Origin of the sequence: Cohnella sp. LGH (assembly GCF_017671885.1) — a bacterium.
Lineage (GTDB): Bacteria > Bacillota > Bacilli > Paenibacillales > Paenibacillaceae > Cohnella > Cohnella phaseoli.
This window is the reverse complement of sequence record NZ_CP072117.1, coordinates 2,093,228-2,115,865: the sequence shown is the minus strand read 5'-3', so window position 1 is coordinate 2,115,865 and position 22,638 is coordinate 2,093,228. Positions and strand designations below refer to the sequence as shown.

Genomic DNA, 22,638 nt, shown 5'->3' with positions numbered 1-22,638 from the left:
AGTAGCCTAAGGAGCATGCTTCATGTCCAGTACAATAAACGATGTCGCAAAGTTGGCAGGTGTATCCAGACAAACCGTTTCCCGGGTCATCAATAACTCACCGCTTGTCAAACTCGAGACAATCGTGGAAGTCCAAAAAGCAATTGCGTTGCTCGATTATCATCCCAACGTGGCAGCTCGTAATTTGGCGATTAAAACGGTAAAAACCGTCGGTTTGTTCATGCCTTTCGACGTGGAACAAGTGAGACAAAATATGTTCTTCTCTACGATCTCTGCTAAAATATGTCATTATTATGCGAAACAGGACTTTGTGCTTCAATTGTTTACGTCACCGGACGAGCGTAATTACAGCGAGCCACGTTACATGTTATGTCTTGGAAGGATCGCCCGACTGCCTTCGTCACCGCCGACGACTTGATTGTGTTGGGTGCCCAAAAGGCAATGGATCTATTGAATTTATCCATCCCTTCCGATCTTTCCGTCATATCTGTGATCAAAAACGGCTGGGCCGATTTGCTGCCTATGCCCCTCACATACATTGACGCTACCTTTGAGGATTTAGGAACGTTATCCGCCGAATACATGCTGCAGACCATTTCCGAGCCTGAAAAAAAACATGTTATGCAGAAAAAGCTGAATCCGGAACTCATAGTTGGAGGAACGTGTGCGCGAATTGCAGTGCCTGTATGAGAGGAGTGGGATGGAAGACAGCTTGAATCTACAGCCAAGCTATAGTTCAGAAGATGCGATTGTCCAACGTTTAAGATAGACTTTCAGCTTAGTCGATCAATAAATCATAGGTAATTTTGCTTGATTAACCCTCGGGAAGCTTCTCTTCCTTCACTCATTCTAAATGATGAACTAGAATAGATTGGAAGAGGCGGACACCAACTGGCGCCTGCTAGCTTTTTTGGACGAGAGGAAGTGGAGTAATGTCAAAAGAATTGTTGAACAAGTTGAAAAGCTGGTATGAAGATGATCAGCATGACCAAATTGCGGAAGCAATCGAACAGTTGCCCGAGTCGGAGAGGGACTATGAAATTGTAAGTCACTATGGCCGTGCGCTTAACAATTTGGGACGTTACAGCGAAGCGTTACAGCAGCTGTTGTCGATCGAACAGCAGGGAAGACAGGATTCAGTGTGGCACTGGCGCATCGGCTATTCTTATTTTTTCTTGCAACAATGGGAAGAGGCTTTATCTGCATTTGAGCAGGCCGACAAACTAGAGCCTGATGAAACAACACAGGAGTTTATAGAAGCTTGCCGCGATACTATGGTGAGGCAAGCCGAGGCGATTAAAGAAATTAATCGTGTGCCCTTTCAAGAGCGCGATTTCAGTCAGTTTTGGGAGCGGAGCGATTATGCGGACGAGAGCTATGTAGAGGCGCCGCCTACTGCAGAGATGATTGCATCCATAGAAGAGGAGCTTGGCTACAAGCTTCCCGCTGATTATATTTGGCTGATGCAGCAGCAGAATGGCGGCGTGCCGGTAAATACTTGTTTTCCAACTGCAATTGCGACCTCATGGGCGGAGGATCACGTAGCGATTACCGGTATTATGGGGATCGGGCGCGAAAAAACGTACAGTTTGTGCGGCGATTTGGGCAGCCAGTTTATGCTGGATGATTGGGGTTATCCGGACATTGGGGTGGTCCTATGCGACTGCCCGTCGGCAGGGCACGATGTGATTATGTTGGATTATCGCGCATGCGGCCGGGACGGCGAGCCCGCTGTCGTTCATGTGGATCAGGAGGCCAATTACCGGATTACCTTCCTTGCCCCGAGCTTTGCGACTTTTATCGTAGGACTGGTTAATGAGGAGGCATTCGACACTTCCGAGCAGGACCAGGCCGATGATTTGGACAAGGTGGAAAATGCACCCTTCTCACCTCTGTTGAAATCATTATGCGAGAAGGCAGAGGGAATCAGCCAGATTGAAGCGGTAATCCGCAATATCTGTACCCGGATAGTAGAAGATAAAGGTCATTTCTCTCTTCATGCAGATGAGCTGTCCGTGCTGATGTATGATATCCAGTTCTGGTTGTACGCCAATGTTAACCCGGCGGTAACGCGAGAGCAATATTTAGCGGATTATTCGGAGATCATCGTCTTTGCCAAAGGCTTCGGCACGGGCGGCTATGCGCCCGGTTTTATTACGGACTGGCTGGACGAACGGATTGAGCAAGGCGATATCGTGAACGACGGAGGCGTATTAAGCCTAACGGTGGCTGCAACCAAGCGTTTGGTGGACAAGCTGGCGGCTATTGAATCCGATTTGGAGGATCAAGGGGCGAATTCTTTCGAAGAGGAGCTTAAGCCGTTTGTTTGGATCGAGCATGACAGCGGGAATGTCTCGATTATCTTAAATGCAGGAAGCTATAAGCAGGAACTGTTTGATACGCGTGCAGACGAAGGCTTCGAAGGCAACGGCTACGATTGGGGTTCGCTGGCTGCCGTTTATTTGGAGGAGAAGCTGCCCGAGTTGGAGGGGATTGTGCGTTTCGACCCGGAGGCAGGCATGTTCTGTGCGTATTCCAAGGATAGGGAAGCGCTGCTTCGATTTGCTACTGGGTTCAAGCAGGCTTGTGAAAATAATGAGCTGATCCGTGATTTATTTTCCAGAGCGGTATTGGATTGACACTAGAAATCTTATAAAGGCAAATTGCATGACTGAAACAGTCATGATATGATTAGAATAGAAAAAGGAGCCGGATGGCCGTCCGACTCCCCGTACAACATATTGGATGGGAAACTTCCAAAGAATCAGAGAAAATAACCCGTTCCCTTGGCCGTTAACCTGGGCGGGTTATTTTCGTTTGTGCAGATAAGTGAGCAACGTCAGCAAAAACATGCCGAGCATAATCACATCTGTCACAAAGCAAAGAACATTTCACTCCAACATAGTCGAAGGAGTGGCAGTATCCACAAACAAGATTCCGTTGTAAGCGAGAGCGGGAGCCATCTTCTGAGTGTAATAGGCCTGGTTGGCAGACAAGGAGTCGCTGAACATATCGCCGATCGAGCTCATCGGTTGTTTGGTTTCCAGATAAGACGTTAAATCTTGTCGATTACGCGCAGCATCCAGGTCTAAGTATAAAGAGTCGAGTTTCGTATGATGCAGCAGGACGGCCAGACGCGTGTCGCCGCTGTTTTGTACTTGGTATTGCTGGCGCTTGCTCGATTGCTGGTCGTTGGCAAGAAACGAGCTTTGGTAAAATTCCGTTCCAATCGCGAAGTAGTCGTCTCCGTATTTTTCCTTTAATAGTTCTCCCGTGATTTTAGCGGTGCCGAAAGTAGCGGTTGTTTTTCCGATATGCCCATTGTGCCCTGTGATAAAAAGGGATTTGAGATCATGAAACCGTTCCTCGTACTGCAAAATCCACTCCACATTGTCCGCCATATAAGCGTCACGCACAGTTCCATATTTTTTTCCGGCTAGCCGAAGTTCGGTGTTCTGTTTAAGACCTTCTGCATATTGCTGTGCCCATAGGAATTGTTCCTCGGAGAGTGCAGCAATAATGACTTCTTGCTGTTCATCCAAGCGGCGGTTCAAGCTTTCCAAATGGGAGAAAGTCGACTGGACAAGTGCGGAATCAAGGTCGTTCATGGTGGCGTCCGTAAATTCCGTCAGCACAGAAGCATATTCCTTGCCCAACTCCGGAACGCTGTTATTCAGAATGGACAACAATTGTTCTTTGTTATTATCGTATCTTTGCATATCGTAGCCGTAAAAACGAATCCGATCGGCAGGCTCGCGTCCCTCGTTAAAGCTGCGCATCCACTTCGCCAGCTCCGCCATTTCTTGAGTCCGGTAGATGGCAAAGCCGATTTCCGACACTGCTTCCTCGGCTGTTCCGGCTCCGCCTTGGATATAGGCGTTCACTTTGGCGCTGCCGCCCATATCCCCCTCAATAGCGAACGCGCGGACTTGCTTCTGTTCGACCAACTGCTGGAAAACCTGCAGCTTCAGTTCGGTGAACTCCTTGTTCCCATGTGTGGCCTCGCCCAGAGCGATGATTTTTTTGTCGGGATATCGAATCTGGTCGATCGGTTGAATGGCCGGAAGCAATTGTTCCGCTGAAATCGCTGTTGAAGGTATCGGTGTAATTGCCGTCGAAATTGCCGTCGAATCCGACTCTGTCGGTTTGGACGAACAGGCAGTCATCAGTAGTAAGCTTCCAAGGGCGAAAATCGCCACTCTTTTAATCCAATTGTTCATTGTCGATTCCCCTATCGATTTTTGCGCAGATCAAGGCCCATGCAGCGTAAAACGCAAATAGCAGGACGTAACCGATCAGCAGAACGTAAAGACCGATGCGGAATGTCGCGAACGGAAGCTCAAAGAAGAAGGCTTGCCAGAACGCTCCTCCGGTTTTCTCCCAGATTCCCGGCGTCAGAAAGGCGCGACTGGGATGAACAATAATCCCGATATCGTAGAGACTATTGGACAAGCTGCTAAGGATCATGAAAACAAAGATAAACAGGGCTTTAAACAAGCTATGCCAAGCCTTCTTGGTGTAACGGGAATGCGAGGACTCTTTGTCGGAAAAGATGGATAACTCGCTGTCCTGCTGAGCAGGAGCGGTAAAGTATTGTTCGCCGGAACGGATTTTGCCCGCTGCATGAGTCCAGCCTGCGTCCGAAAACAAGCTGAGATAGCTTTCGTAATCGGTTTTGTTTTTGAAGGTGCGGTAATCGACGCTAAACGTCTGTTGCTGCGGAGAATGCTTGCGAAAGGTATAGAATAAGCCTTTCTTTACGAGCCTCCAACCTGCCGCAGCTTGTTCGCTTAACCATTTCTCTTCCGCTTGATAGCTTCGGAACAGTTTAAGTTTCTTCATTGCGTTCACCTCACATTTTCGATAGGGCTTGCTTCGTTACGTTGATCATGTGCTCCATGCGCTGCATATCCATCTGCAGAATTTCCTGACCTTTGGGAGTAATGTGATAGACCTTTCTTCTCTTGTCCTCGGTGGAGACCGGCTGGATATATTTCAGCTTCAGCAGATTCTCGATTGCACCGTATAGCGTTCCTGCAGCGAGCCTCACCTGGCCGTCGCTGAACTCCTCGACCTTCTGCATAATCACGTACCCGTGCGCAGGTTCGATCAGGGAGAGCAGAATATAATACACGGTTTCTGTCAGAGGCAAATTTTTGTCTCTGTTCATGGCTAACCTAACCTCCTTGAAGCGTCTGGAAGCATCCGTTAGGGGATGCTTCCAGAGTTCAGTTCAACTATACAGTCTGACTGTATAACTTATATTATACAGTTGAACTGTATATGTCAACTGTATAAATGCGCATGGTGAAGACAATTGTTCGGTACACAATGGAATCGAAAAAAGAAAGGGGGGAATCGTTGAATTCGAGAGCAGGTAAGGGGAGTTGTGGAGTTCTAACTGGATCAATAGTCACACCGAAGCGGGACGAACGTCGTCCGTCGATGATCATGGGAGGCGCCGGGGATCCGATGATGAATCCCCGGCGCGAACTTTGCGAATCGATAGTCGTCCGGTGGCTAATGCAGTTTCCTAACCGAGTCCCGTTCGATGATCTTGCTCGGCAAGTAGATGTTTTTCGAAGGCTCTTCCGGGTGTTTGATGCAGTGCAGCATGCGGGACACGGCTTCGACCGCGAAGTCTTCCTTGCCGATGTTGACGGATGTCAGGGCCGGAGAAATCGTCCGGCTCAGATCGGTATTGTCGAAGCTGATGAGAGACACCTGCTCGGGGACCGACACGCCTTCGGCCTGGAGCTTAAGCAAAAGCTTGTAGGCGGCCATATCGCAATGGCAGACGAAGGCCGTGGGCAGCTCGGCGGGCAGCTCGAAGTCGACCTGATAAGTCCCGTCGTCGTCGTTGTTGACGAGCAGCCAGTCCGGGGGCGCCTCCAGCTGGTAGGTATTGAGGGCTTTTAAGTAGCCGCAATAACGATCCATGACACTGGTCGTATAGCGCGGGTTGCCGACGAAGCCGATCTGGGAGTGGCCTCTGTCTATCAAGTACTTAGTGACCGCGTAACCGGACTGGAAGTTGTCCGGAATGACGCAATCGAGCTCAAGATCCGTTTTGTAGAAATCGATGGCGATTACCGGGAAAGCATGGGCGGCCAGCAGTTCGACGTAGCTGTCGCTCACTTCGCCGGCAATGAAGAGGCCGCTCAGCTCCGAGGCGTCCTGGGCCAGGGAGAGAGGGAGCGCGCGACTTTGTTCCTGCTCCGGATCGAGCAGATAGATGGACAGGCTGATTCCCAGCTGCGTGCATTCCTGATTCATGTGGTAGTAAATTTTCGTATAGAAGTTGTCGGTGTCGAGGAAGAAGCGCTTCGGCACGACGATCCCCAGCTTGGAGACGTTATTGGCTTGCTTGGACGCGCTTTTAGGAAGATAGCCGAGTTCGCTCGAGGTTTGAAGTATCTTTTTGCGCAGGCTTTCGCTAACGCCCGGTTGATTGTTAAGCGCTTTGGAGACGCTTACCTTCGTAATGCCCAAGCGGTTTGCTATCGTATCCAACGTTACTTTTCTCGATTGCATAATGGCTAGCTCCTAAGAATAATAATGTTCTCTTTTCATAAAATATAAACGAAAGTAACTTTACAAGTCAATTATTAGCAATGGAGACGAGAAAGTTACTTTACAAAACAGCCGAAAGGACATGAACAGCTGAGGAATCGAACGATAGGGAAGATTCCCGGTTCGCTTAGATCTGACAAGAGAAAACAAGGACTGATAGAATTCTCCCCTCTTTAATCTCTTTGTTTTGTTACTTAAAAATAACTTTATTTATGGGGATTGACATTTGAATTTAACTTAATTTATAATCGCAAACATAAGGTAAAATTACCCATGGCCGTAAATGACGCAAATTCCGATTTCAGCAGGAATGGAGAGAAGCGATATGCCGATCGCAAGATCGCCGCAAAACCCGATTATTACGCCGCAAGATGTTAACGCTTCCAAAGCGGGGTGGGAGGTCATCGGCGTCTTTAACGCCGGGGTCGCCCAGTACCGGGATGAAGTCATTCTGTTGCTCCGCGTCGCGGAGAGGCCGATCAACGATAACCCGGACGTCTATTATACGCCTGTCTACGATGCTCAGACGAACCGATTGGGAGTTCGGACGATCGAAAGAGGACCGAACGTCGATTTCTCGGACGTAAGAGTCATCAAGACGCCGGACAAAAACTACTTAACTTCAATTTCTCATTTCCGGGTCGCCCGCAGCCGGGACGGCATTCTGTTCGAGATCGACGATAAGCCTGCAGTCCTGCCGAGTTCCGTCTACGAGAGCTATGGCATAGAGGATCCGCGAATCACGTTGATCGAAGGTACTTTCTATATTACTTACTCGGCGATCTCGGAGTACGGGATTTGCACGGCGCTCCTGTCCACGAAGGATTTCGCAAGCTTCCGGCGGGAAGGCAACGTGTTTCATCCCGACAACAAGGACGTCGTCATCTTCCCGAGAAGGATCGGCGGCAAATACTACGCGCTTCATCGGCCTTCGTGCTCCCACTACGGCAAGCCGGAGATGTGGATCGCCGAATCGGACGATCTTCGGCTATGGGGCAACCATCGCCATCTGATCGGCGTGCGCGAAGGGGAGTGGGACGGCGGGCGGATCGGAGCCGGGGCTGTGCCTTTCGAGATCGAAGAGGGCTGGCTCGAAATCTATCACGGCGCCGACGCAGACAATCGCTACTGTTTGGGCGCGTTGCTGCTGGACAAGGACGAACCGTGGAAAGTCGTCGCCCGAAGCGCCCTTCCGTTCATGGAGCCGGAAGAAGCATTCGAGGTCGAGGGTTTTTTCGGCAACGTGATCTTCCCCTGCGGCGTCCTCGTCGAGAACCGCGTCGTGAAAATGTATTACGGAGCGAGCGATACGAGCGTCGGATACGCGGAGATTCCACTGGACGACCTCGTCGCCCACCTCGTGCGGGGTTCTGCGGAACCCTCGCCGACGGCCTAAGGAGGGAATCGGATGCTGCGCGAAATTGCGAAGAACCGCTATTTGTACCTTTTGACCGTGCCGGGAATTGTGTTCCTGATCGTCTTCAATTATTTACCGATGGTCGGCTTGTATTTAAGCTTCGTGGATTACAACCCGATGGCCGGGTTATATGGAATGAAGAGCGAGTTCGTCGGGCTGTCCAATTTCGAGTTTTTCTTCGGATCAGGCGACTGGGTGGCGATTACCTTCAACACCCTTTACTTGAATGCCTTGTTTATCGTCACCGGTCTGGCGGTTCAGATGTTCATGGCGATCGGGCTCAACGAGGTTGCCGGCAACCGATTCAAGAAGCTGGCGCAATCGTTCATGTTTCTGCCCAACTTTCTGTCTTGGACCGTCGTATCGATTTTCTCCATCGCCGTGTTTTCGACCGATACGGGCGTCGTCAACGCCGTTCTGACGGCGCTGGGGCTGGAGCCGATCAACTTCTATCAAGACGCGTCGAAGTGGCCGCTCATCCTCGTGCTCCTGAAGCTGTGGAAAGGCGTCGGCTTCGGAACGGTCATCTATCTGGCCACGCTGGCCGGCATGGATCAGGAGATGTTCGAGGCGGCGAAGATCGACGGGGCCAGCCGGTTCCAGTCGATCCTCTACCTGACGCTGCCGATGCTGAAGACGACCACGATCCTGCTGCTCATTCTCTCGGTCGGAGGCATCTTCTACGGGGATTTCGGGATGATCTTCGCCTTGATCGGCGACAACCCGCTGCTCAGGCCGACCACCGATGTCATCGATACCTATGTCTACCGCGCGCTGAGAATGAACAACGATATCGGCATGTCTTCCGCAGTCGGTCTGTTCCAGGCGTTCGTCGGCTTTATTCTCGTCGTCTCCGTAAACGGGATTACGCGAAAAATTGAGAAAGATTCGGCGCTCTTCTAGGGCGTGTCTGCATATCCCGAGGACAGCGGGTTTGCAGACACGCCCAAGAGGCCGGGAGAAAGGAGAATCCTCTATGAACCGTCTATCTATCGGAGATCGGACGATGATGCTGGTCTTCTACGTCTCGATCGGCCTGTTCTCCATCCTGTGCGTCCTCCCGATGTGGATCGCTCTCATGGCTTCCTTCACCAACGAGCTGGAGCTCATTCGCAGCGGATACGGACTGTGGGTCCGCAGCTTCGACCTGACCGCGTACAAGCTGATCTTCACCGGAACGGGAAGCGTCTATCGCGCCTACGGGGTTACGGTGCTGACTACGATTGCGGGCGTCGTGCTTACCGTCTTTCTGACGAGTTCGTTCGCTTATCCGCTCTCGGTGAAATCTCTGAAGTACCGCAACAGGCTTTCATTTTTCTGCTATATCACTATGGTGTTCAACGGCGGCCTCGTCCCGACCTATATTTTGACGACCCGCTTCCTGCATCTTCAGGATACGCTCTGGGTGCTGATCATCCCGGCCGCCCTGAACGGATTTAACGTGTTCCTGATGAAAAACTACTTCGCTACGCTCCCGGAAGCATTGGCGGAATCCGCGAAGATCGACGGCGCGAGCGAGATTTATATTTATTTCAAAATCATTCTCCCGCTGTCGATGCCCATTCTGGCGACGATCGCGTTGTTCGCGGCAATCGGGTATTGGAACGAATGGTTCCGGGTGCTTCTCTTCATTAACGACAAAGAGCTGTTCACGCTGCAGTTCCTCATCATGAGGCTTCAGCAGCAGGCGGAGTTCCTGAACTCCTCGCTTAGCGCCTCAGCCAGGGCCGCGCTGGGCGGACAGACGATCCCGACGATCGGAATCCGCGTAGCGACGGCGATGGTCTCGATCGGTCCGATCATCCTGTTGTACCCGTTTCTTCAGAAATATTTTATCAAGGGACTGACGATCGGCGCCGTGAAAGGTTAAGGAAGGCTATTGCCGGCATGGCCGGTTAGCATAGATTCAAATCTACGGGAGGGTTAATGGGATGACTAGAATAACGAGAAAAAGCACGGCGTTGGCTATCGCGTTACTGCTGCTTCTATCCGTTATGGCGGCATGCTCGAAAAACGAGAAAGAAAGCGGGGGCTCCCCGAGCGCTTCGACGCCCGCTTCCCCGTCGGCGTCCGAAGCGACGAAACCGAGCGAGTCAAGCGAACCGGGCGAATCCGCCAAAGCGCCGCCGGAGGAAGTTACGCTGGAATTTTACATGCCTTCGGGAACGGCGGACGTTAACGACTTGCAGGCGGTGCTCGACCGGTTTTACGCGGACACGAAGGACACCTTGAATACGAAGCTCAAATTCAACTTCACGACCTTCGATAACATCGGTCAGCAGGTATCCCTGAAAATCGCGGGCGGAGAGCAGGTCGACAGCGCGTTCGTCGCACAGTGGACGGCCCCGAACATCAATCAGATGATCGCGAAGAACCAATTGGCCAATCTGGACTCTTACTTTAACAACGATCAATACCCGGGCTTGAAGAAAGCGTTTACTCCGGAATATCTGAAAAATAACAGCTTTATCGATGCCAACGGCGAGTCTCATATTTACGGTATTCCGTTTACGCACGGGTTCGACGGCGGCGGAGTCATCTACTATCGCCAAGACCTCGCGGAGAAGCACGGGATCTCCGAGATCAAATCGGTCGAGGATCTTACGAAGTATTACGATGCCATCGTGACGAATGAGAAAGGCATGGTCCCTCTTTCGTGGAACGGAAGTCAGGATCTGATTTCCGACGTATTGTGGACGATGGTAACGCCGCTTACGACGAAACACAACTTCGAGACGTATGTGGCCGGCACGAACAGCAGCATCGCTATCAAGCCGGACGGTTCGCTGTACGTGGCGAAGACGGTGAATCCTTGGAGCGACCCCGAATTCATGGCGCTTCTGCCGGACGAATTGAAGTCCGTCGATCCGCTCGCCGGCTTCAAAATGGCGAGAGAATGGTACAAGAAAGGATACCTGGAGAAGGACATACTGGCCCAGAAGGATCCGGACGGCCAGTTTATGTCGGGCAAAGCCGCGTCCGTCGTGCGGACTCTGGACATTTATCCGTCGCAGAAGCAGCAGCTTGAGACGGCGATCCCCGGGGCGAAACTGGGATACTTCATTATTAACCCCGGTTATTTGACGGGAACGCCGAAAGCGGTCGGCAGCGACTTCAAGGCTTGGAACTTCGCGGCTATTCCGTCCAACTCGAAGAACATCGAGCGTACGATGCAGTTTTTCGATTGGCTGTTCAGCGATCTGAACAATCACGACCTGTTCGAGTTCGGCATCGAAGGCAAGCATTGGACGGCCGAGGGCGACAGTAAATACTCGATTCCGGCCGGCGTGGACGCCGCGGCCAACTACAACTTCCCGGGCTTTACGCTGACCTGGAACCCGACGATGGTTCGTTACGACGGGAATACGCCTGACGACGTGGTGACGACGCTGAATAACTTGGGCGATACGAACTTCTTCTTCAAGAAGCTGTCCGCGGGCTTTAACTTCGTGACGGACAACGTCAAGAACGAGACGGCGAAGCTGAACGACGTGAAGTCGCTCCTCCGGACGATCGGGGACGGCGTCACCGACGACATCGAAGGTACGCTAGCCAAGGTGCAGAAGGAGTTCGACAAAGCCGGCTACGAGAAGGTGCGTCAGGAGCTGGAGAAGCAGTTTTCCGAGTTCTTGAAGACGAATCCGTACGAAGGACAATAAGGAGCAAGAGACCGATATGCTGATACAACGTTCCGGATTTCAAAGCTGCGCGGAGTTGATGCAAGAGTTCTCGGGGAAAAACGGGGGACGCTCGGCGCGGCGGCTCGTATTCGAAGGCGTAGGGGACCGCGATGTCTACAACATTACGGCACCGTTCAAGGATGGCGGAGACGTCATCCTGGCGGGCCGGGTGGAAGGACGGGAGACCGAAAGGTCGAACGTTCTTTTCTTCCGGCGGCAAGACGACGTCTGGACTCCGCATCCCGATTACCCCGTCTACGAGCTTCAGGACCCTTTCTATACGAGGATTAATGGGGAACTGATCTTCGGCGGAGTCGCCGTCATCGCCGATCCTCTCGAACCGGAGCGAATCGTCTCCTGGGAGACCCGCTTCTATCGGGGGAGCGACGTTCGCAGCCTGCGGCCGTTCCTGACGGGGCCTGCGCGGATGAAGGACGTCCGGCTGATCGAGCTCGCAAGCGGCGAGATCGGCGTATTCTCCAGGCCCGGCGGTTTGCTCGGCGGGGGGCCGGGCAGCGTCATCGGCTTCGCGAAAGCCGGCTCGCTGGAGGAAGTGTCGACCGAGCTGATCGCGGACGCACAGCCTTTCTACGAACAGTTTTCTCCGCTGGAGTGGGGCGGGGCCAACGAGGCTCATCTGCTCTCGAACGGTTGGGTCGGCGTGCTCGGACACGTCGCCGAGTTCGACGGAGGCGACAGACGGTACCGGGCGATGACGTTCGCCGTCGACCCGGCAAGCGGCGAAGCCACGCGGATGAAAATCATCGCGACGCGCGGCAGCTTCCCTCCGGGCGAAACCAAGCGGCCGGATCTGCAAGACGTTGTCTTCAGCGGCGGGCTCGTGCGAAAGGCCGGAGGTTTCGCCGACCTGTACGTCGGGGCGAGCGACGCCGAAGCTTACCGCATCGAGATCGAGGACCCGTTCCTGGAATACGAGCATTAACGCAAACGATCGCTATCGTAGAAACAATCGTCGCATGACTATGGGGAGGGATGATCATGAAGCGGCTTACGGCTTTTCTGTTATCCTTAACGCTCTTGATCCCTGTATGGACATCTACGGCAATCGCTTCGACGGGGGATACGATTCAAGTTTCATACGCGCTGAATAACGGCGATTTCAGCCAAGGCTTGACCGGGTGGGACAACAACAATTCGCCCGGCGCGACGGATAAAATCAGGGCCGAGCGGACGTTGATTCTGGAGCCGGGAGCGGCCGTCTGGCAGCCGATATCCATCACGAACGACGCAGATGGGCCTAGTGTAAGCGACGCTGTCTACGCGAAGGTGTATGCGATACTGAGCAGCGACGTTACGACGGACGACAACGTAACGGTGCGATTGGTTGCGGGAGGGCAATTGGCGGAGGCGAGCAGTCTGGCCGGCGTGCCGCGAGAGGCGCCGGTCGAACTGCTCTCCCAGGCCAAGGAATTAAACGGCAGGATTCCTCCAGGTCAAGATCAGCTCTGGATTGAGCTGCACAACGATACGGCGGGAACAATCGAGGTAACGCGAGTCGAAGCGTGGGGGATAGACGCCGCTGACCGGGTCAAGCCGTACGCGGTTCCGAACGGGGATTTCTCCGGGCCGCTGACTGGTAACTGGGAGTATAACGACAAGGTCTCCGTAAGCACCGGCGTCTATCTGGAGCCCGGGGCGGCGGCTTGGCGCAGCCTTCCGATCGGCAACTTGCCGGCTTTGCCGCAAGCCGGAGACAAGGTCGGCGTCAAGGCGAACCTGTTCGTCCCGACGGCGGTTAACCGTACGGACAGTGTGTTCGTTCGCTTAAACGCCGGAAGCAACACGCTTCGAGATATCGACGACATCGCCGGGACTCCGCGCGGTCGATGGTTCTCGGCCGCAGGCCGGGTGATCGCGGCGGAGGGCATGATCGATGCGGCATCGACGGAGCTCTGGATCGAGCTTCACAACGATACGAACGTTCCCGTCCGGTTGAAGGGGTTAACGTTAACGGCGGAAAGATCCGCGGCCTCGGTCTACGACTTGAACCGCGACGGAACGGTTGACGAGGCGGACGGAGTTTGGCTCGAAGAACGCATCGTCGGCGGCACGTTCGATCCTGCCGGGGACTTCGACGAAGACGGACAATTGACCGCCAAGGATCTCGTTTATTTCAAGAAATTCGGTCTTCGCATCGGGGAAGAATTCTATCTGAACCTGAAGCACTTTAATTTCATGAACGAGAATGTCGAGATCGGCGGCGTGCCGATGATGGTCACGCACCTGTATTCCGAGCCGATCGACCGGAGCGACCCTTCCAAAGGGTACGCCTGGGTAGGCGATCCCCAGGAAGGCTTCGCCGCGGTGGACGACGTTTCGCGCGCGGTCATCGCTTACGCGGAACACTTCGGTCTGTACGGCGATGCGCTCAGCTACGACAAGATCAAACGAGGACTCGAGTTCCTCATGTGGATGCAGCACGAGGACGGAGACTTCGACAACTTCGTCGTTCAGGATCCGGACGGCACGATTCGGCCGAAGGATAGCGCTTCTTCGCGTAAAAGCTTCAGCTGGTGGGCGGTACGCTCTTACGAAGCGTTCGCGACGGCCTTGCCGCTGCTCCAAGCGGACGATGCCGCGTTGGCCGGCCGGGTGAAGGACCGCCTTGCGCTTTGCTTGAAACGTCTTAAGGAGATGACGGATCCGTACTACGGCCAATACGTGGAAGCCGGCGGAATTCGGACGGCCAAATGGCTGCTCTACGGAGATTCCTGGCTCACATCGGCGGCGATCAACGCGTTGGCGGAGCATGACAAAGTAGCCGACAACGCCGCGACGAAGTCCGCGATCCGGGAATCCGTTCGCAAGCTGGGCGAAGCGGTCGCGGCCACTCGGGCCGGGGATTTCCGGGATTACCCTTACGGCGGATACATGCACCGCTACGAAGGCATGCCGGGAATCTACAATTGGGACGAGTGGGGCAGCGTTCAGATTCGGGCGATGGCTTATGCCGGCCGGATCGCCGGCGTTCCGGCCTGGATCGAAGCGGCCGAGCACGCGGCGGACAGCTTCCTGTCCGACCTGCTGATCTCCGGCCGAGCGGAGACGATGCATCCGAACAAGAAGCCGTATCCGCAGATCAACTACGGAACGGCCAGCTACGTCGACAACCTGCTTGCGCTTTACGAAGTAACGGGCCAAGCGAAATACGCGGAGCTAGCCGGAATCGCGGCATCGTGGTGGACGGGGAACAACGAGCGCGGATTCCCGATGTTCAATGAGACGCAAGGCTATGCGTACGACGGCTTCTACGACAGCGAGGTCAACATCAACAGCGGAGCCGAATCGCTGGACGAAGCCATACGCGGCTTGGCCCGAGTGCTGGAAAATCCGATCGCGGAAGCCTATCTGTACGCCCGCAAGACGGCGGGCAATCCGGCATTGACGCTGGAGGCGGAGGCGTTGTACCAACGAGCGGCCCCTCCGGACGAAAGATTGGTATTCCCGAACGGCGATCTGAACGATCCGAACGCTGCGCTCGTTAAGCAGGATGCGGACTCGGGGACGGACGAAGCGAAAATCTACGAGGACGTTCAAGCTCTGACGGGAGAGCGGGAGGTTTATCCCGGTTGGACGGGATCGAAGGCGTTGTTCGTCGCCGCGACGGGTTATAACAATATGCGTCTGTTTAATGGAAGCTGGCTCAAAACCGAGCTTCCGGTTGGCGGAGCTACAGGAGGATTCCAAGCCGGGGATGCGGTCAAGCTGGAATTCGCGGCGAGGGTGGAATTCGATACGTCGTTGAAGGCCGAGGTGTACGCGGTACTGCCTAACGGAGACAGAGTCCGCGTCGCGGACGCGAACGACATGAAGTATCATCCGCGTACGTGGTATGCCGGATCGAGTTCGGTGAAGACGACGCCGGTCGCCAAAATTCCGGAGGGGACGACGAAGCTGGAAATCCGCTTCGATGTCGTTTCGATGAAGAACCCTCCGCATGAAGGCTACGCGATGGTCACGGAAGGCAAGCTTTACCGGATGAGCGTGCCGGAGATCCGGTACTCGAACACCGATCTGTCCGGGTCGAGTTACGTGCAGATCCCTTCCGGGCAACGGAGAAGCTTCGATATCGAGGTGCCTGAAGCCGGGAAATACGACGTCATGCTGAGCTATATCGCGAATCCGAACGCCAAGGTGAATGTCGGCTTTAACGCGCTTGAACCGAAGACGGCAGCTCTCAAGGGTACGGGCAACGATGTCGTGCAGATTCGGCGGATCGATTCGGTAGAGCTAGCGCAAGGCGTGGCGACGTTGGTTCTGGAAAATCCCGATGAGTCCGTTCCTGCCGATATCGATGCGATTATTTTGTATCCGGCGATCTCTTATGCGACGTATACGTTGCCGGGCGGCGGATCGGCGAAGGCGCTGCGCGACAGTCTATCCGGAACGCTGGCGGTCGGCGCCGCGGCGCAGGTGGACGGCAGACAAACGATCTTGCTGGATTCGCCGACGGCCGCTATAGTCGCGGGCTCCGCCTTGCGGCTTGCGGGGACGGTGACGCAGGCGGGCAGCGGAACGCCTGTCGCAGGCGAGAACGTAACGGTATCCGCGCTTGGCGGGAGTGCGTCGGCCAAGACGGATGCCGACGGCCGATTCGCAGCGGTGCTCGGCATCCCGGCCGCTACCGCGCCGGGAGCCTATCGCGCGAAAGCATCGACCGCATCGGGCGAAGCGAGCGTCGGCTTCGAAGTGATCCGGAGTTCCGGAAGCGGGTCTTCCGGCGGGAGCGGAGGCGGAGGCTCTGCGCCGGTTTCCGAGCCGAACGCGGACGGAAGGCTTGAAGTCACTAAGGCGCATCTGCTTCCTCGTCAGGGAGGAGGCACCCGGATCGTAATCCCTGAAGGCACGAACGAGATTCGAATTCCGCAAAAGCTCTTGGAAGAGCTGGAGTCCGGTCCGATCGAGTTCGCGGGGCAGGGGATCGGCCTGACGTTTCCTGCTGGCCTCGCTGCGGATCTGATCGAGCAAGCCAGAACGGCGGGGATGAAGGAGTGGGCCTTCGACCTTGAGGTCGTACGGTTGGCGGATGGAGACGCGGATGCGATGTTGAAGGATGCCGCTTCGTCCGTTAACGCGAAGCTGAAGCGGGGAAGCGATTTCTACGAACTGAAGCTCTCGCTCTCTAGGCCCGACGGGGAAGCTTTGCCGCTTAGAACCTTCGGTAAGCCCGTGCGGATCGTTCTGCAGAGCGGGATGGACGTGAATCCTGGCTGGTCCGGCATCTATTATCTGAACGGCAGGAGTCTGGAGTACGAGGGAGGCCGGAGCGAACCCGGCGGGCTCGTCGTTGCGGACCTGAATCACTTTAGCGTTTATGGCGTGCTGGAATACGTCAGAGCTTTCCGCGACGTTCCGGCTTCTCATTGGGCCTATTCGGCAATCACCGAGCTGGCGGCCAGGAGAATCGTCAACGGCATATCGGAAGCCGATTTCGGCAAAAACTTGGCGGTAAGCCGGGCGGAGATGACCTCCTTGCTGGTTAGGGCTTTGGGAATTAAGGGCGGCGACGTTTCCATTTCGGAGACTGGCTTCTCCGACGTAGATGCCCGAAGCTGGTATGCGAATGAAGTTGCGGCAGCGGTCGAAGCGGGCATCGTCTCGGGCAGATCGAAGGAGCGGTTCGCTCCGACGGAGACGATCACCAGGGCGGAGTTGGCGGCTATGTTAATGAGGGCGCTGAAGCAGACGGCGGTCCAAGTGCCGACGGGGGCCCGGGCGACGGCGGATTTCGCGGATCAATCCGACATTCCCGATTTGTTCGCGAACAGCCTGAGCCGAGCCGTGGGAGCGGGATTGCTGCAAGGCGACGACCGTAATCGTCTTCGCCCTAACGATAAGCTGACCCGTGCCGAAGCAGCGATCGTGCTGGTGAAACTAATGGACATTGAGAAGCTGCGATAACAGCAGAAAAGCCTGCGATAGCTCCTTGGTCAAAGGGGCATCGCAGGCTTTTTCGAAAATCCACCGTAATTCTACAAAATGAGCGAAAACAAGCGATTTAAGAAGGAAAATCGGGCTTATTTTTTCAGAATAAGCGATTTTGCGGAATTAAAGCGGACAACCCGCCTTATTCGCCCCCAAAAAAGTGCGGCAGCACTTTTAACGCGGCTTTTCCGCCTTAGACTAACAAGTCGTTTAGGCTTTGCCTGAGCGGATCGAGTCGAACATTCTGTCCCAGTAAATTTGAGCAATGCGCATTGCTTCAGCGCCTATGGTACGCCGAAGGCGCTTTTGCTTGCGGCTTGTTCCAGGTTAACTAACTCGAGAATTCGGAGTTGTATATCCTCGACTGTTCGTCCGGTTTGTTTCAATTGTGTAAGCAGCTCGCGAGGATCGAATCCGGCATTTTGCGTGAACCTCCCGGGAAAACGGTGTGAGCTTAAGGTTCGCGGAGAGCGTCCTGTTTCCACTTTAGTCTCACAAGTTTAATAGTAGGGAGATCATGGCGCAAGAATAGGCCCATTCTTCCGCTCTCGCCAATCCTTTGCAACATCGTTGCCCCCTAAAACGTTGTAATAACCAGGAGAGCGACCGGAAATCCACTAAATCGCTCCACTAGACACATTGCATTTTTACGGGAGGTCATACCCATGAGTACGAACAAAAGAATTAAATTTGCCGCATCTGTGCTGGTTTTGTCTATTGCGCTATCCGCATGCGGGACCAAAAATAACGCACCCGATACGCCTACCGCGACCTCGACGCCGTCCCCAACGGCGACTGAGCCTGTACCGTCAGGTTCGGCAGCGCCTGAGGAATCGACGCAGGAGATGGGCGAGCGGATCGTGAGCGAGTATCGCGCTATGACGCTTGCCAGTAAACTGGCCAACGAACTGTACGCCGGGCTCAAACAAGCGATCGGGCAGGATTCGCTAGAACCCGCTCAAGCGGATGAGCTGATTCGCGCGCTTGAAACCTTCTACAAGAAGGATCTGCCGAAAGCCGAAAAAAGCTTCGAAGACGCAAAGGTGCAGCAAGCGTTGTCCAAGCTGGATTGGCCGCTGACGGAGGAAGCGATCGCAGGGCTGAAGGACGATGACGTCCGCCAACTCGTCGAGAATACGATAGCCGGAGGCTACAAAATCGACACCGCGGAGGGCTACTATTTTCCCATCGTGGATTACGGCAAGCTGACGGCTTTCGGGGATAAAGTTTCGGTAGCCATGAAAGCTTACCTGGAGCTGATGGCGAAGGAATCCGATGCGCCGTCCGCGAAGGATGCGGGACTGGTGATTTCCTGGGATGAGCTGGCGACGAGAGTGTTGGCGAGCGAGAGCTACATCGTTACGTTTCCGGACACCCCCGAGAGAAAACAAGCTGAGGACTACTACGTCCGCTACTTGAGCTTTTATTTTATTGGACTTAACAATACGCCGATTTTCGATTACGAGACGTTCGCGGTGCTGCCCGAGCTGAAGAGTGAATACGAGCGGATGGCAACTTCTCATGCAGGAACGATCGCGGGCCAATACGCCAAGGAGTTCCTGGACATTCTTGCGGAATCTAAGGATCAAGTATTCATCAAAGGCAAAAACGGAGAGCAGACGGACGTGCCGGCCGTCAAGAAATTCCGCGACAAGCTGCAGGATGAAGCCGTCTCCAAGCTGCCCACCGCTAAAAAGCAATAAAGACACGCCAAAATCGCATACAGGATTTGCTCTCCCCTCCGTCGAAATCACATCTTAGAAAACGTTTTCCATTCTAAGCGGGCACGGAGGGATTTTTTTATGGCCAACATTCAATTTCCACAGGATTTCGTCTGGGGGACGGCAACGGCTTCTTATCAGATCGAGGGCGCATATCAAGAGGACGGGCGAGGGCTGTCGATCTGGGACACGTTCTCCCATACCCCGGGCAAGGTGTTCAACGACGACAACGGCGACGTGGCGTGCGACAGCTATCATCGGTATGAGGAAGACGTGGCTCTGTTGAAAAAGTTGGGGGTGAAGGCGTATCGCTTCTCGATCGCCTGGCCCCGCATTTTCCCGCAAGGGACGGGCGACGTGAACGAGAAGGGGCTGGAGTATTACCGGAAGGTCGTGGACGCCTTGCTTGCCGCGGGCATCGAGCCTTGCGCCACGCTGTATCACTGGGATTTGCCGCAGGCGCTGCAGGACAAAGGCGGCTGGGACAACCGCGAGACGATCGACGCGTTCGTGAACTACGCGGAAGTCATGTTCAAGGCATTCGACGGCAAGATCAAGCAGTGGATTACGTTTAACGAGACGTGGTGCGTATCGTTCCTGTCCAACTATATTGGCGCCCATGCTCCGGGCAACCGTGATCTTCAGTTGGCGATCAACGTCGCCCACCACTGCATGGTCGCGCATGGCGAGGCGGTCAAGAAGTTCCGCGAGCTCGGTATTTCGGGAGAAATCGGCACGACGCACAACTTGTACTGGTTTGAGCCGTATACGACTTCTCCCGAAGACATCGAGGCAGCTCGCCGCAACCGAGCGTTTAACAACGAATGGTTTATGGATCCGACGTTCAAAGGCAGCTATCCGCAGTTTATGGTCGATTGGTTCAAAACCAAAGGGGCGACGGTGCCGATCCTTCCGGGAGATATGGAGACGATCGCGCAGAAGATCGATTTTATCGGGGTCAACTACTACAGCGGCGGCTTCGGACGTTATAAGGAAGGCGAGGGTCTGTTCGACTGCGAGGAAGTGCAAATCGGCTTCGATAAGACGTATATGGACTGGAACGTCTATGCGGACGGACTGTACAAGGTGCTAAGCTGGGTGCATGAGGAATACGGCGATACGCCGATCTACATCACCGAGAATGGGGCCTGCTACGAGGACGAACTGACCGCTGACAACCGCGTGCATGACGTCCAGCGTACCGACTATTATCGCAAGCATTTTATCCAGTGTCATCGCTTGATCGGTTCCGGTGTGCCGCTGAAGGGATACTTCGCCTGGTCTTTGCTCGACAACTTCGAGTGGGCGGAAGGCTACCGCAAACGCTTCGGCATCGTCTATACGAATTACGAAACGCTGGAGCGCCATCCGAAGATCAGCTACTATTTTATCCAGGATGTCATTGGGAAGAATGGATTTGAAGTATAATAGCTGCGAACGGCGTACAGGAGGGCGAGCAATCGCCCTTTCTCCAGCTTCGCGCAAAAGGTTTTCTTCCTTGCCGATTATCCGTTACAATAAGGAAAAGCCTTATGCCGAAAGAGGAGCCTGCCATGAAAGTCGTCTTAGCGACGCTTAACGCCAAATATATTCACACCTCGCTCGCCCTGAGATATTTGAAAGCCTACGCTCAGGACGAGTTTGACATTGACATTGCCGAATATACGATCAAGGACCCCGCGATGGGGATTGCCGCCGATCTGTTCTCGAAGAAGCCCGACGTGATCGGGTTTTCGTGTTATATCTGGAATATCGAAGAGACGATTGTCGTCGTCGACATGCTGCGCAAGGTGCTGCCTGAGGCGAAAATCATCCTCGGAGGACCGGAAGTGTCCTACGATACGGAGTTTTGGATGAACCGGCTTTCCTCCGTCGATTTTATCGTGATGGGCGAAGGGGAGGAGACGTTCCGGGACTTGCTGCGGCAGATTGCCGGAGAGCGCAAGTATCACTTCGTATTCGGCCTGGCCTACCGCAAGGAGGGAGAGGTCGTCATCACGCCGGGACGGCCCAAACTGGATTTGAATACGATTCCTTCGCCGCATCGGTTCCAGGAGGATATTCCGTCGCTGCGCAACCGCGTCGTGTACTTCGAGACCAGCCGCGGCTGTCCGTTCAGCTGCCAGTTCTGCTTGTCCAGCATCGAGGTGGGCGTGCGGTACTTCGATATGGAGCGGGTGAAAGCGGAGCTGACCTATCTGATCGACAGCGGCGCCAAGCTGATCAAGTTCGTCGATCGGACGTTTAACATCAAGCGCGATTACGCGATGGAGATTTTTCAGTTTCTGATCGACAATCATCGCGGCTGCGTGTTCCAGTTTGAGATTACCGCGGACATCATGCGTCCCGAGGTGCTGGATTTTCTGGCCGAGAACGCGCCGCCGGGCGTCTTCCGCTTCGAGATCGGGGTGCAGTCGACGAACGATCCGACGAATCTGGCGGTACAGCGCCGGCAGAACTTCGCGAAGCTGACGCGGACTGTCGTTAAGGTGAAGGAGAGCGGCAAGATCGACCAGCATCTGGACTTGATCGCCGGACTGCCTCACGAGGACTACGATACGTTCCGCAAAACGTTTAACGACGTGTTCGCGCTCAGACCGGAGGAGCTGCAGCTCGGCTTCCTGAAAATGCTGCGGGGAACGGGACTGCGCAACGACGCGGCCAAGTACGGGTATATTTATTCGGGGCGCGCGCCGTACGAGATGCTCGGCAACGAGCTGATGCCGTTCGGCGACATCGTACGGATCAAGCGGGTAGAGGACGTGCTGGAGAAGTTCTGGAACGCTCACCGGATGGATCGAACGATGGAATATTTGATTGTACAGGCGTACCCGTCTCCGTTCGACTTTTTCCAGGCGTTCGGGGACTACTGGGAAGAGCGGGGCTGGAGCAGAATCGGCCACCAGTTGGAGGATTTATTCTCGCGGCTGTGGGCGTTCCTTGAGCATGATGCGCGTCCCGAGCTGGACCGCGACGTCGCGTTCGGCTTACTGCGCATCGACTACTATTTGCAGCACAAGTACAAGCCTCGCAAGCTTTGGTGGGAGGATCGTCTGGACAAAAAAGAGTGGTCGGCAGGGTTGAAGTATGCAGCCGAGAAGCTGGGCCTGGACGAGCGCGAGCTGCAGAAGAAGAGTACGCTGGATCGGCTTCCGTTCGACTACGGCGCATGGGTGCAGGAAGGCAAGGTCGATCGAACGAGGCCGTCCTTGCTTGTTTTCCAATACTCGGGTGAAAGCGAAGGGCCGCAATTGCTGGCGCTGCCGCTTCCTGAGGGGCTTGCGGCAGTCCAATTATAAGG

General features: G+C 54.5%; 16 protein-coding genes. 12 read left to right on the top strand and 4 right to left on the bottom strand.

Features of this window, described 5'->3' with window-relative positions; translation table 11 throughout:
* Positions 1-22 precede the first annotated feature (22 nt).
* From J4772_RS08550 to J4772_RS08540, 3 genes are all read left to right on the top strand, one after another.
* The gene (locus J4772_RS08550) at positions 23-418 is read left to right on the top strand and encodes a LacI family DNA-binding transcriptional regulator (protein WP_209074889.1); all 396 of its coding nucleotides are present in this window, start codon (positions 23-25) and stop codon (positions 416-418) included.
* Positions 370-690 (top strand): substrate-binding domain-containing protein, encoded by a 321-nt coding sequence (locus J4772_RS08545; protein WP_209074888.1) that lies wholly within the window; start codon positions 370-372, stop codon positions 688-690. Before J4772_RS08550 ends, J4772_RS08545 begins: the two co-directional genes overlap by 49 nt.
* Before the next feature lie 242 nt (positions 691-932).
* On the top strand, positions 933-2,639 hold the full coding sequence (locus tag J4772_RS08540; RefSeq protein ID WP_209074887.1) for an Imm51 family immunity protein: 1,707 nt from the start codon (positions 933-935) through the stop codon (positions 2,637-2,639).
* A 252-nt stretch (positions 2,640-2,891) separates the two neighbouring features.
* On the opposite strand, the gene J4772_RS08535 is transcribed toward J4772_RS08540, so the two are convergent.
* The 4 genes from J4772_RS08535 to J4772_RS08520 form a co-directional block, all read right to left on the bottom strand.
* Positions 2,892-4,220, bottom strand: coding sequence for an erythromycin esterase family protein (locus J4772_RS08535; RefSeq protein ID WP_209074886.1), 1,329 nt, complete (start codon positions 4,218-4,220; stop codon positions 2,892-2,894).
* The gene (locus J4772_RS08530; RefSeq protein WP_209074885.1) at positions 4,204-4,842 is read right to left on the bottom strand and encodes a DUF2812 domain-containing protein; all 639 of its coding nucleotides are present in this window, start codon (positions 4,840-4,842) and stop codon (positions 4,204-4,206) included. Before J4772_RS08530 ends, J4772_RS08535 begins: the two co-directional genes overlap by 17 nt.
* Positions 4,843-4,852: 10 nt before the next feature.
* The gene (locus J4772_RS08525) at positions 4,853-5,170 is read right to left on the bottom strand and encodes a PadR family transcriptional regulator (RefSeq protein ID WP_209074884.1); all 318 of its coding nucleotides are present in this window, start codon (positions 5,168-5,170) and stop codon (positions 4,853-4,855) included.
* A 350-nt stretch (positions 5,171-5,520) separates the two neighbouring features.
* The gene (locus J4772_RS08520) at positions 5,521-6,534 is read right to left on the bottom strand and encodes a substrate-binding domain-containing protein (protein ID WP_209074883.1); all 1,014 of its coding nucleotides are present in this window, start codon (positions 6,532-6,534) and stop codon (positions 5,521-5,523) included.
* A 364-nt stretch (positions 6,535-6,898) separates the two neighbouring features.
* Between J4772_RS08520 and J4772_RS08515 the strand changes: the two genes are divergently transcribed.
* The 9 genes from J4772_RS08515 to J4772_RS08475 all read left to right on the top strand — a co-directional run bounded on the left by J4772_RS08515 (position 6,899) and on the right by J4772_RS08475 (position 22,636).
* Positions 6,899-7,969: a glycoside hydrolase family 130 protein gene (locus tag J4772_RS08515; RefSeq protein ID WP_209074882.1), complete on the top strand. Its 1,071-nt coding sequence runs from the start codon at positions 6,899-6,901 to the stop codon at positions 7,967-7,969.
* Between the two features lie 12 nt (positions 7,970-7,981).
* Complete coding sequence (locus J4772_RS08510; RefSeq protein ID WP_209074881.1) at positions 7,982-8,893, top strand: ABC transporter permease; 912 nt, start codon at positions 7,982-7,984, stop codon at positions 8,891-8,893.
* A gap of 73 nt (positions 8,894-8,966) precedes the next feature.
* Positions 8,967-9,860, top strand: coding sequence for a carbohydrate ABC transporter permease (locus J4772_RS08505; protein WP_116065436.1), 894 nt, complete (start codon positions 8,967-8,969; stop codon positions 9,858-9,860).
* A 61-nt stretch (positions 9,861-9,921) separates the two neighbouring features.
* On the top strand, positions 9,922-11,649 hold the full coding sequence (locus J4772_RS08500; RefSeq protein ID WP_209074880.1) for a DUF3502 domain-containing protein: 1,728 nt from the start codon (positions 9,922-9,924) through the stop codon (positions 11,647-11,649).
* A gap of 16 nt (positions 11,650-11,665) precedes the next feature.
* Complete coding sequence (locus J4772_RS08495) at positions 11,666-12,613, top strand: DUF1861 family protein (protein WP_209074879.1); 948 nt, start codon at positions 11,666-11,668, stop codon at positions 12,611-12,613.
* Positions 12,614-12,669: 56 nt separating this feature from the next.
* On the top strand, positions 12,670-17,592 hold the full coding sequence (locus tag J4772_RS08490) for an S-layer homology domain-containing protein (protein WP_209074878.1): 4,923 nt from the start codon (positions 12,670-12,672) through the stop codon (positions 17,590-17,592).
* Positions 17,593-18,281: 689 nt separating this feature from the next.
* Entirely contained in the window at positions 18,282-19,319 is a 1,038-nt protein-coding gene (locus J4772_RS08485; RefSeq protein ID WP_209074877.1) for a hypothetical protein, read from the top strand.
* 99 nt (positions 19,320-19,418) lie between these two features.
* Positions 19,419-20,765, top strand: coding sequence for a GH1 family beta-glucosidase (locus J4772_RS08480; RefSeq protein WP_209074876.1), 1,347 nt, complete (start codon positions 19,419-19,421; stop codon positions 20,763-20,765).
* 125 nt (positions 20,766-20,890) lie between these two features.
* On the top strand, positions 20,891-22,636 hold the full coding sequence (locus J4772_RS08475) for a B12-binding domain-containing radical SAM protein (RefSeq protein ID WP_209074875.1): 1,746 nt from the start codon (positions 20,891-20,893) through the stop codon (positions 22,634-22,636).
* Positions 22,637-22,638: the final 2 nt, after the last annotated feature.

What these genes read in the sequence shown, in the direction of transcription:
- J4772_RS08480 (WP_209074876.1), top strand. Translation starts at nt 19,419, where the DNA reads ATGGCCAACATTCAATTTCCACAGGATTTCGTCTGGGGGACGGCAACG.
- J4772_RS08500 (WP_209074880.1), top strand. Translation starts at nt 9,922, where the DNA reads ATGACTAGAATAACGAGAAAAAGCACGGCGTTGGCTATCGCGTTACTG.
- J4772_RS08485 (WP_209074877.1), top strand. Translation starts at nt 18,282, where the DNA reads ATGAGTACGAACAAAAGAATTAAATTTGCCGCATCTGTGCTGGTTTTG.
- J4772_RS08510 (WP_209074881.1), top strand. Translation starts at nt 7,982, where the DNA reads ATGCTGCGCGAAATTGCGAAGAACCGCTATTTGTACCTTTTGACCGTG.
- J4772_RS08520 (WP_209074883.1), bottom strand. Translation starts at nt 6,534, where the DNA reads ATGCAATCGAGAAAAGTAACGTTGGATACGATAGCAAACCGCTTGGGC.
- J4772_RS08545 (WP_209074888.1), top strand. Translation starts at nt 370, where the DNA reads ATGTCTTGGAAGGATCGCCCGACTGCCTTCGTCACCGCCGACGACTTG.
- J4772_RS08550 (WP_209074889.1), top strand. Translation starts at nt 23, where the DNA reads ATGTCCAGTACAATAAACGATGTCGCAAAGTTGGCAGGTGTATCCAGA.
- J4772_RS08475 (WP_209074875.1), top strand. Translation starts at nt 20,891, where the DNA reads ATGAAAGTCGTCTTAGCGACGCTTAACGCCAAATATATTCACACCTCG.
- J4772_RS08490 (WP_209074878.1), top strand. Translation starts at nt 12,670, where the DNA reads ATGAAGCGGCTTACGGCTTTTCTGTTATCCTTAACGCTCTTGATCCCT.
- J4772_RS08505 (WP_116065436.1), top strand. Translation starts at nt 8,967, where the DNA reads ATGAACCGTCTATCTATCGGAGATCGGACGATGATGCTGGTCTTCTAC.
- J4772_RS08540 (WP_209074887.1), top strand. Translation starts at nt 933, where the DNA reads ATGTCAAAAGAATTGTTGAACAAGTTGAAAAGCTGGTATGAAGATGAT.
- J4772_RS08525 (WP_209074884.1), bottom strand. Translation starts at nt 5,170, where the DNA reads ATGAACAGAGACAAAAATTTGCCTCTGACAGAAACCGTGTATTATATT.
- J4772_RS08530 (WP_209074885.1), bottom strand. Translation starts at nt 4,842, where the DNA reads ATGAAGAAACTTAAACTGTTCCGAAGCTATCAAGCGGAAGAGAAATGG.
- J4772_RS08515 (WP_209074882.1), top strand. Translation starts at nt 6,899, where the DNA reads ATGCCGATCGCAAGATCGCCGCAAAACCCGATTATTACGCCGCAAGAT.
- J4772_RS08495 (WP_209074879.1), top strand. Translation starts at nt 11,666, where the DNA reads ATGCTGATACAACGTTCCGGATTTCAAAGCTGCGCGGAGTTGATGCAA.
- J4772_RS08535 (WP_209074886.1), bottom strand. Translation starts at nt 4,220, where the DNA reads ATGAACAATTGGATTAAAAGAGTGGCGATTTTCGCCCTTGGAAGCTTA.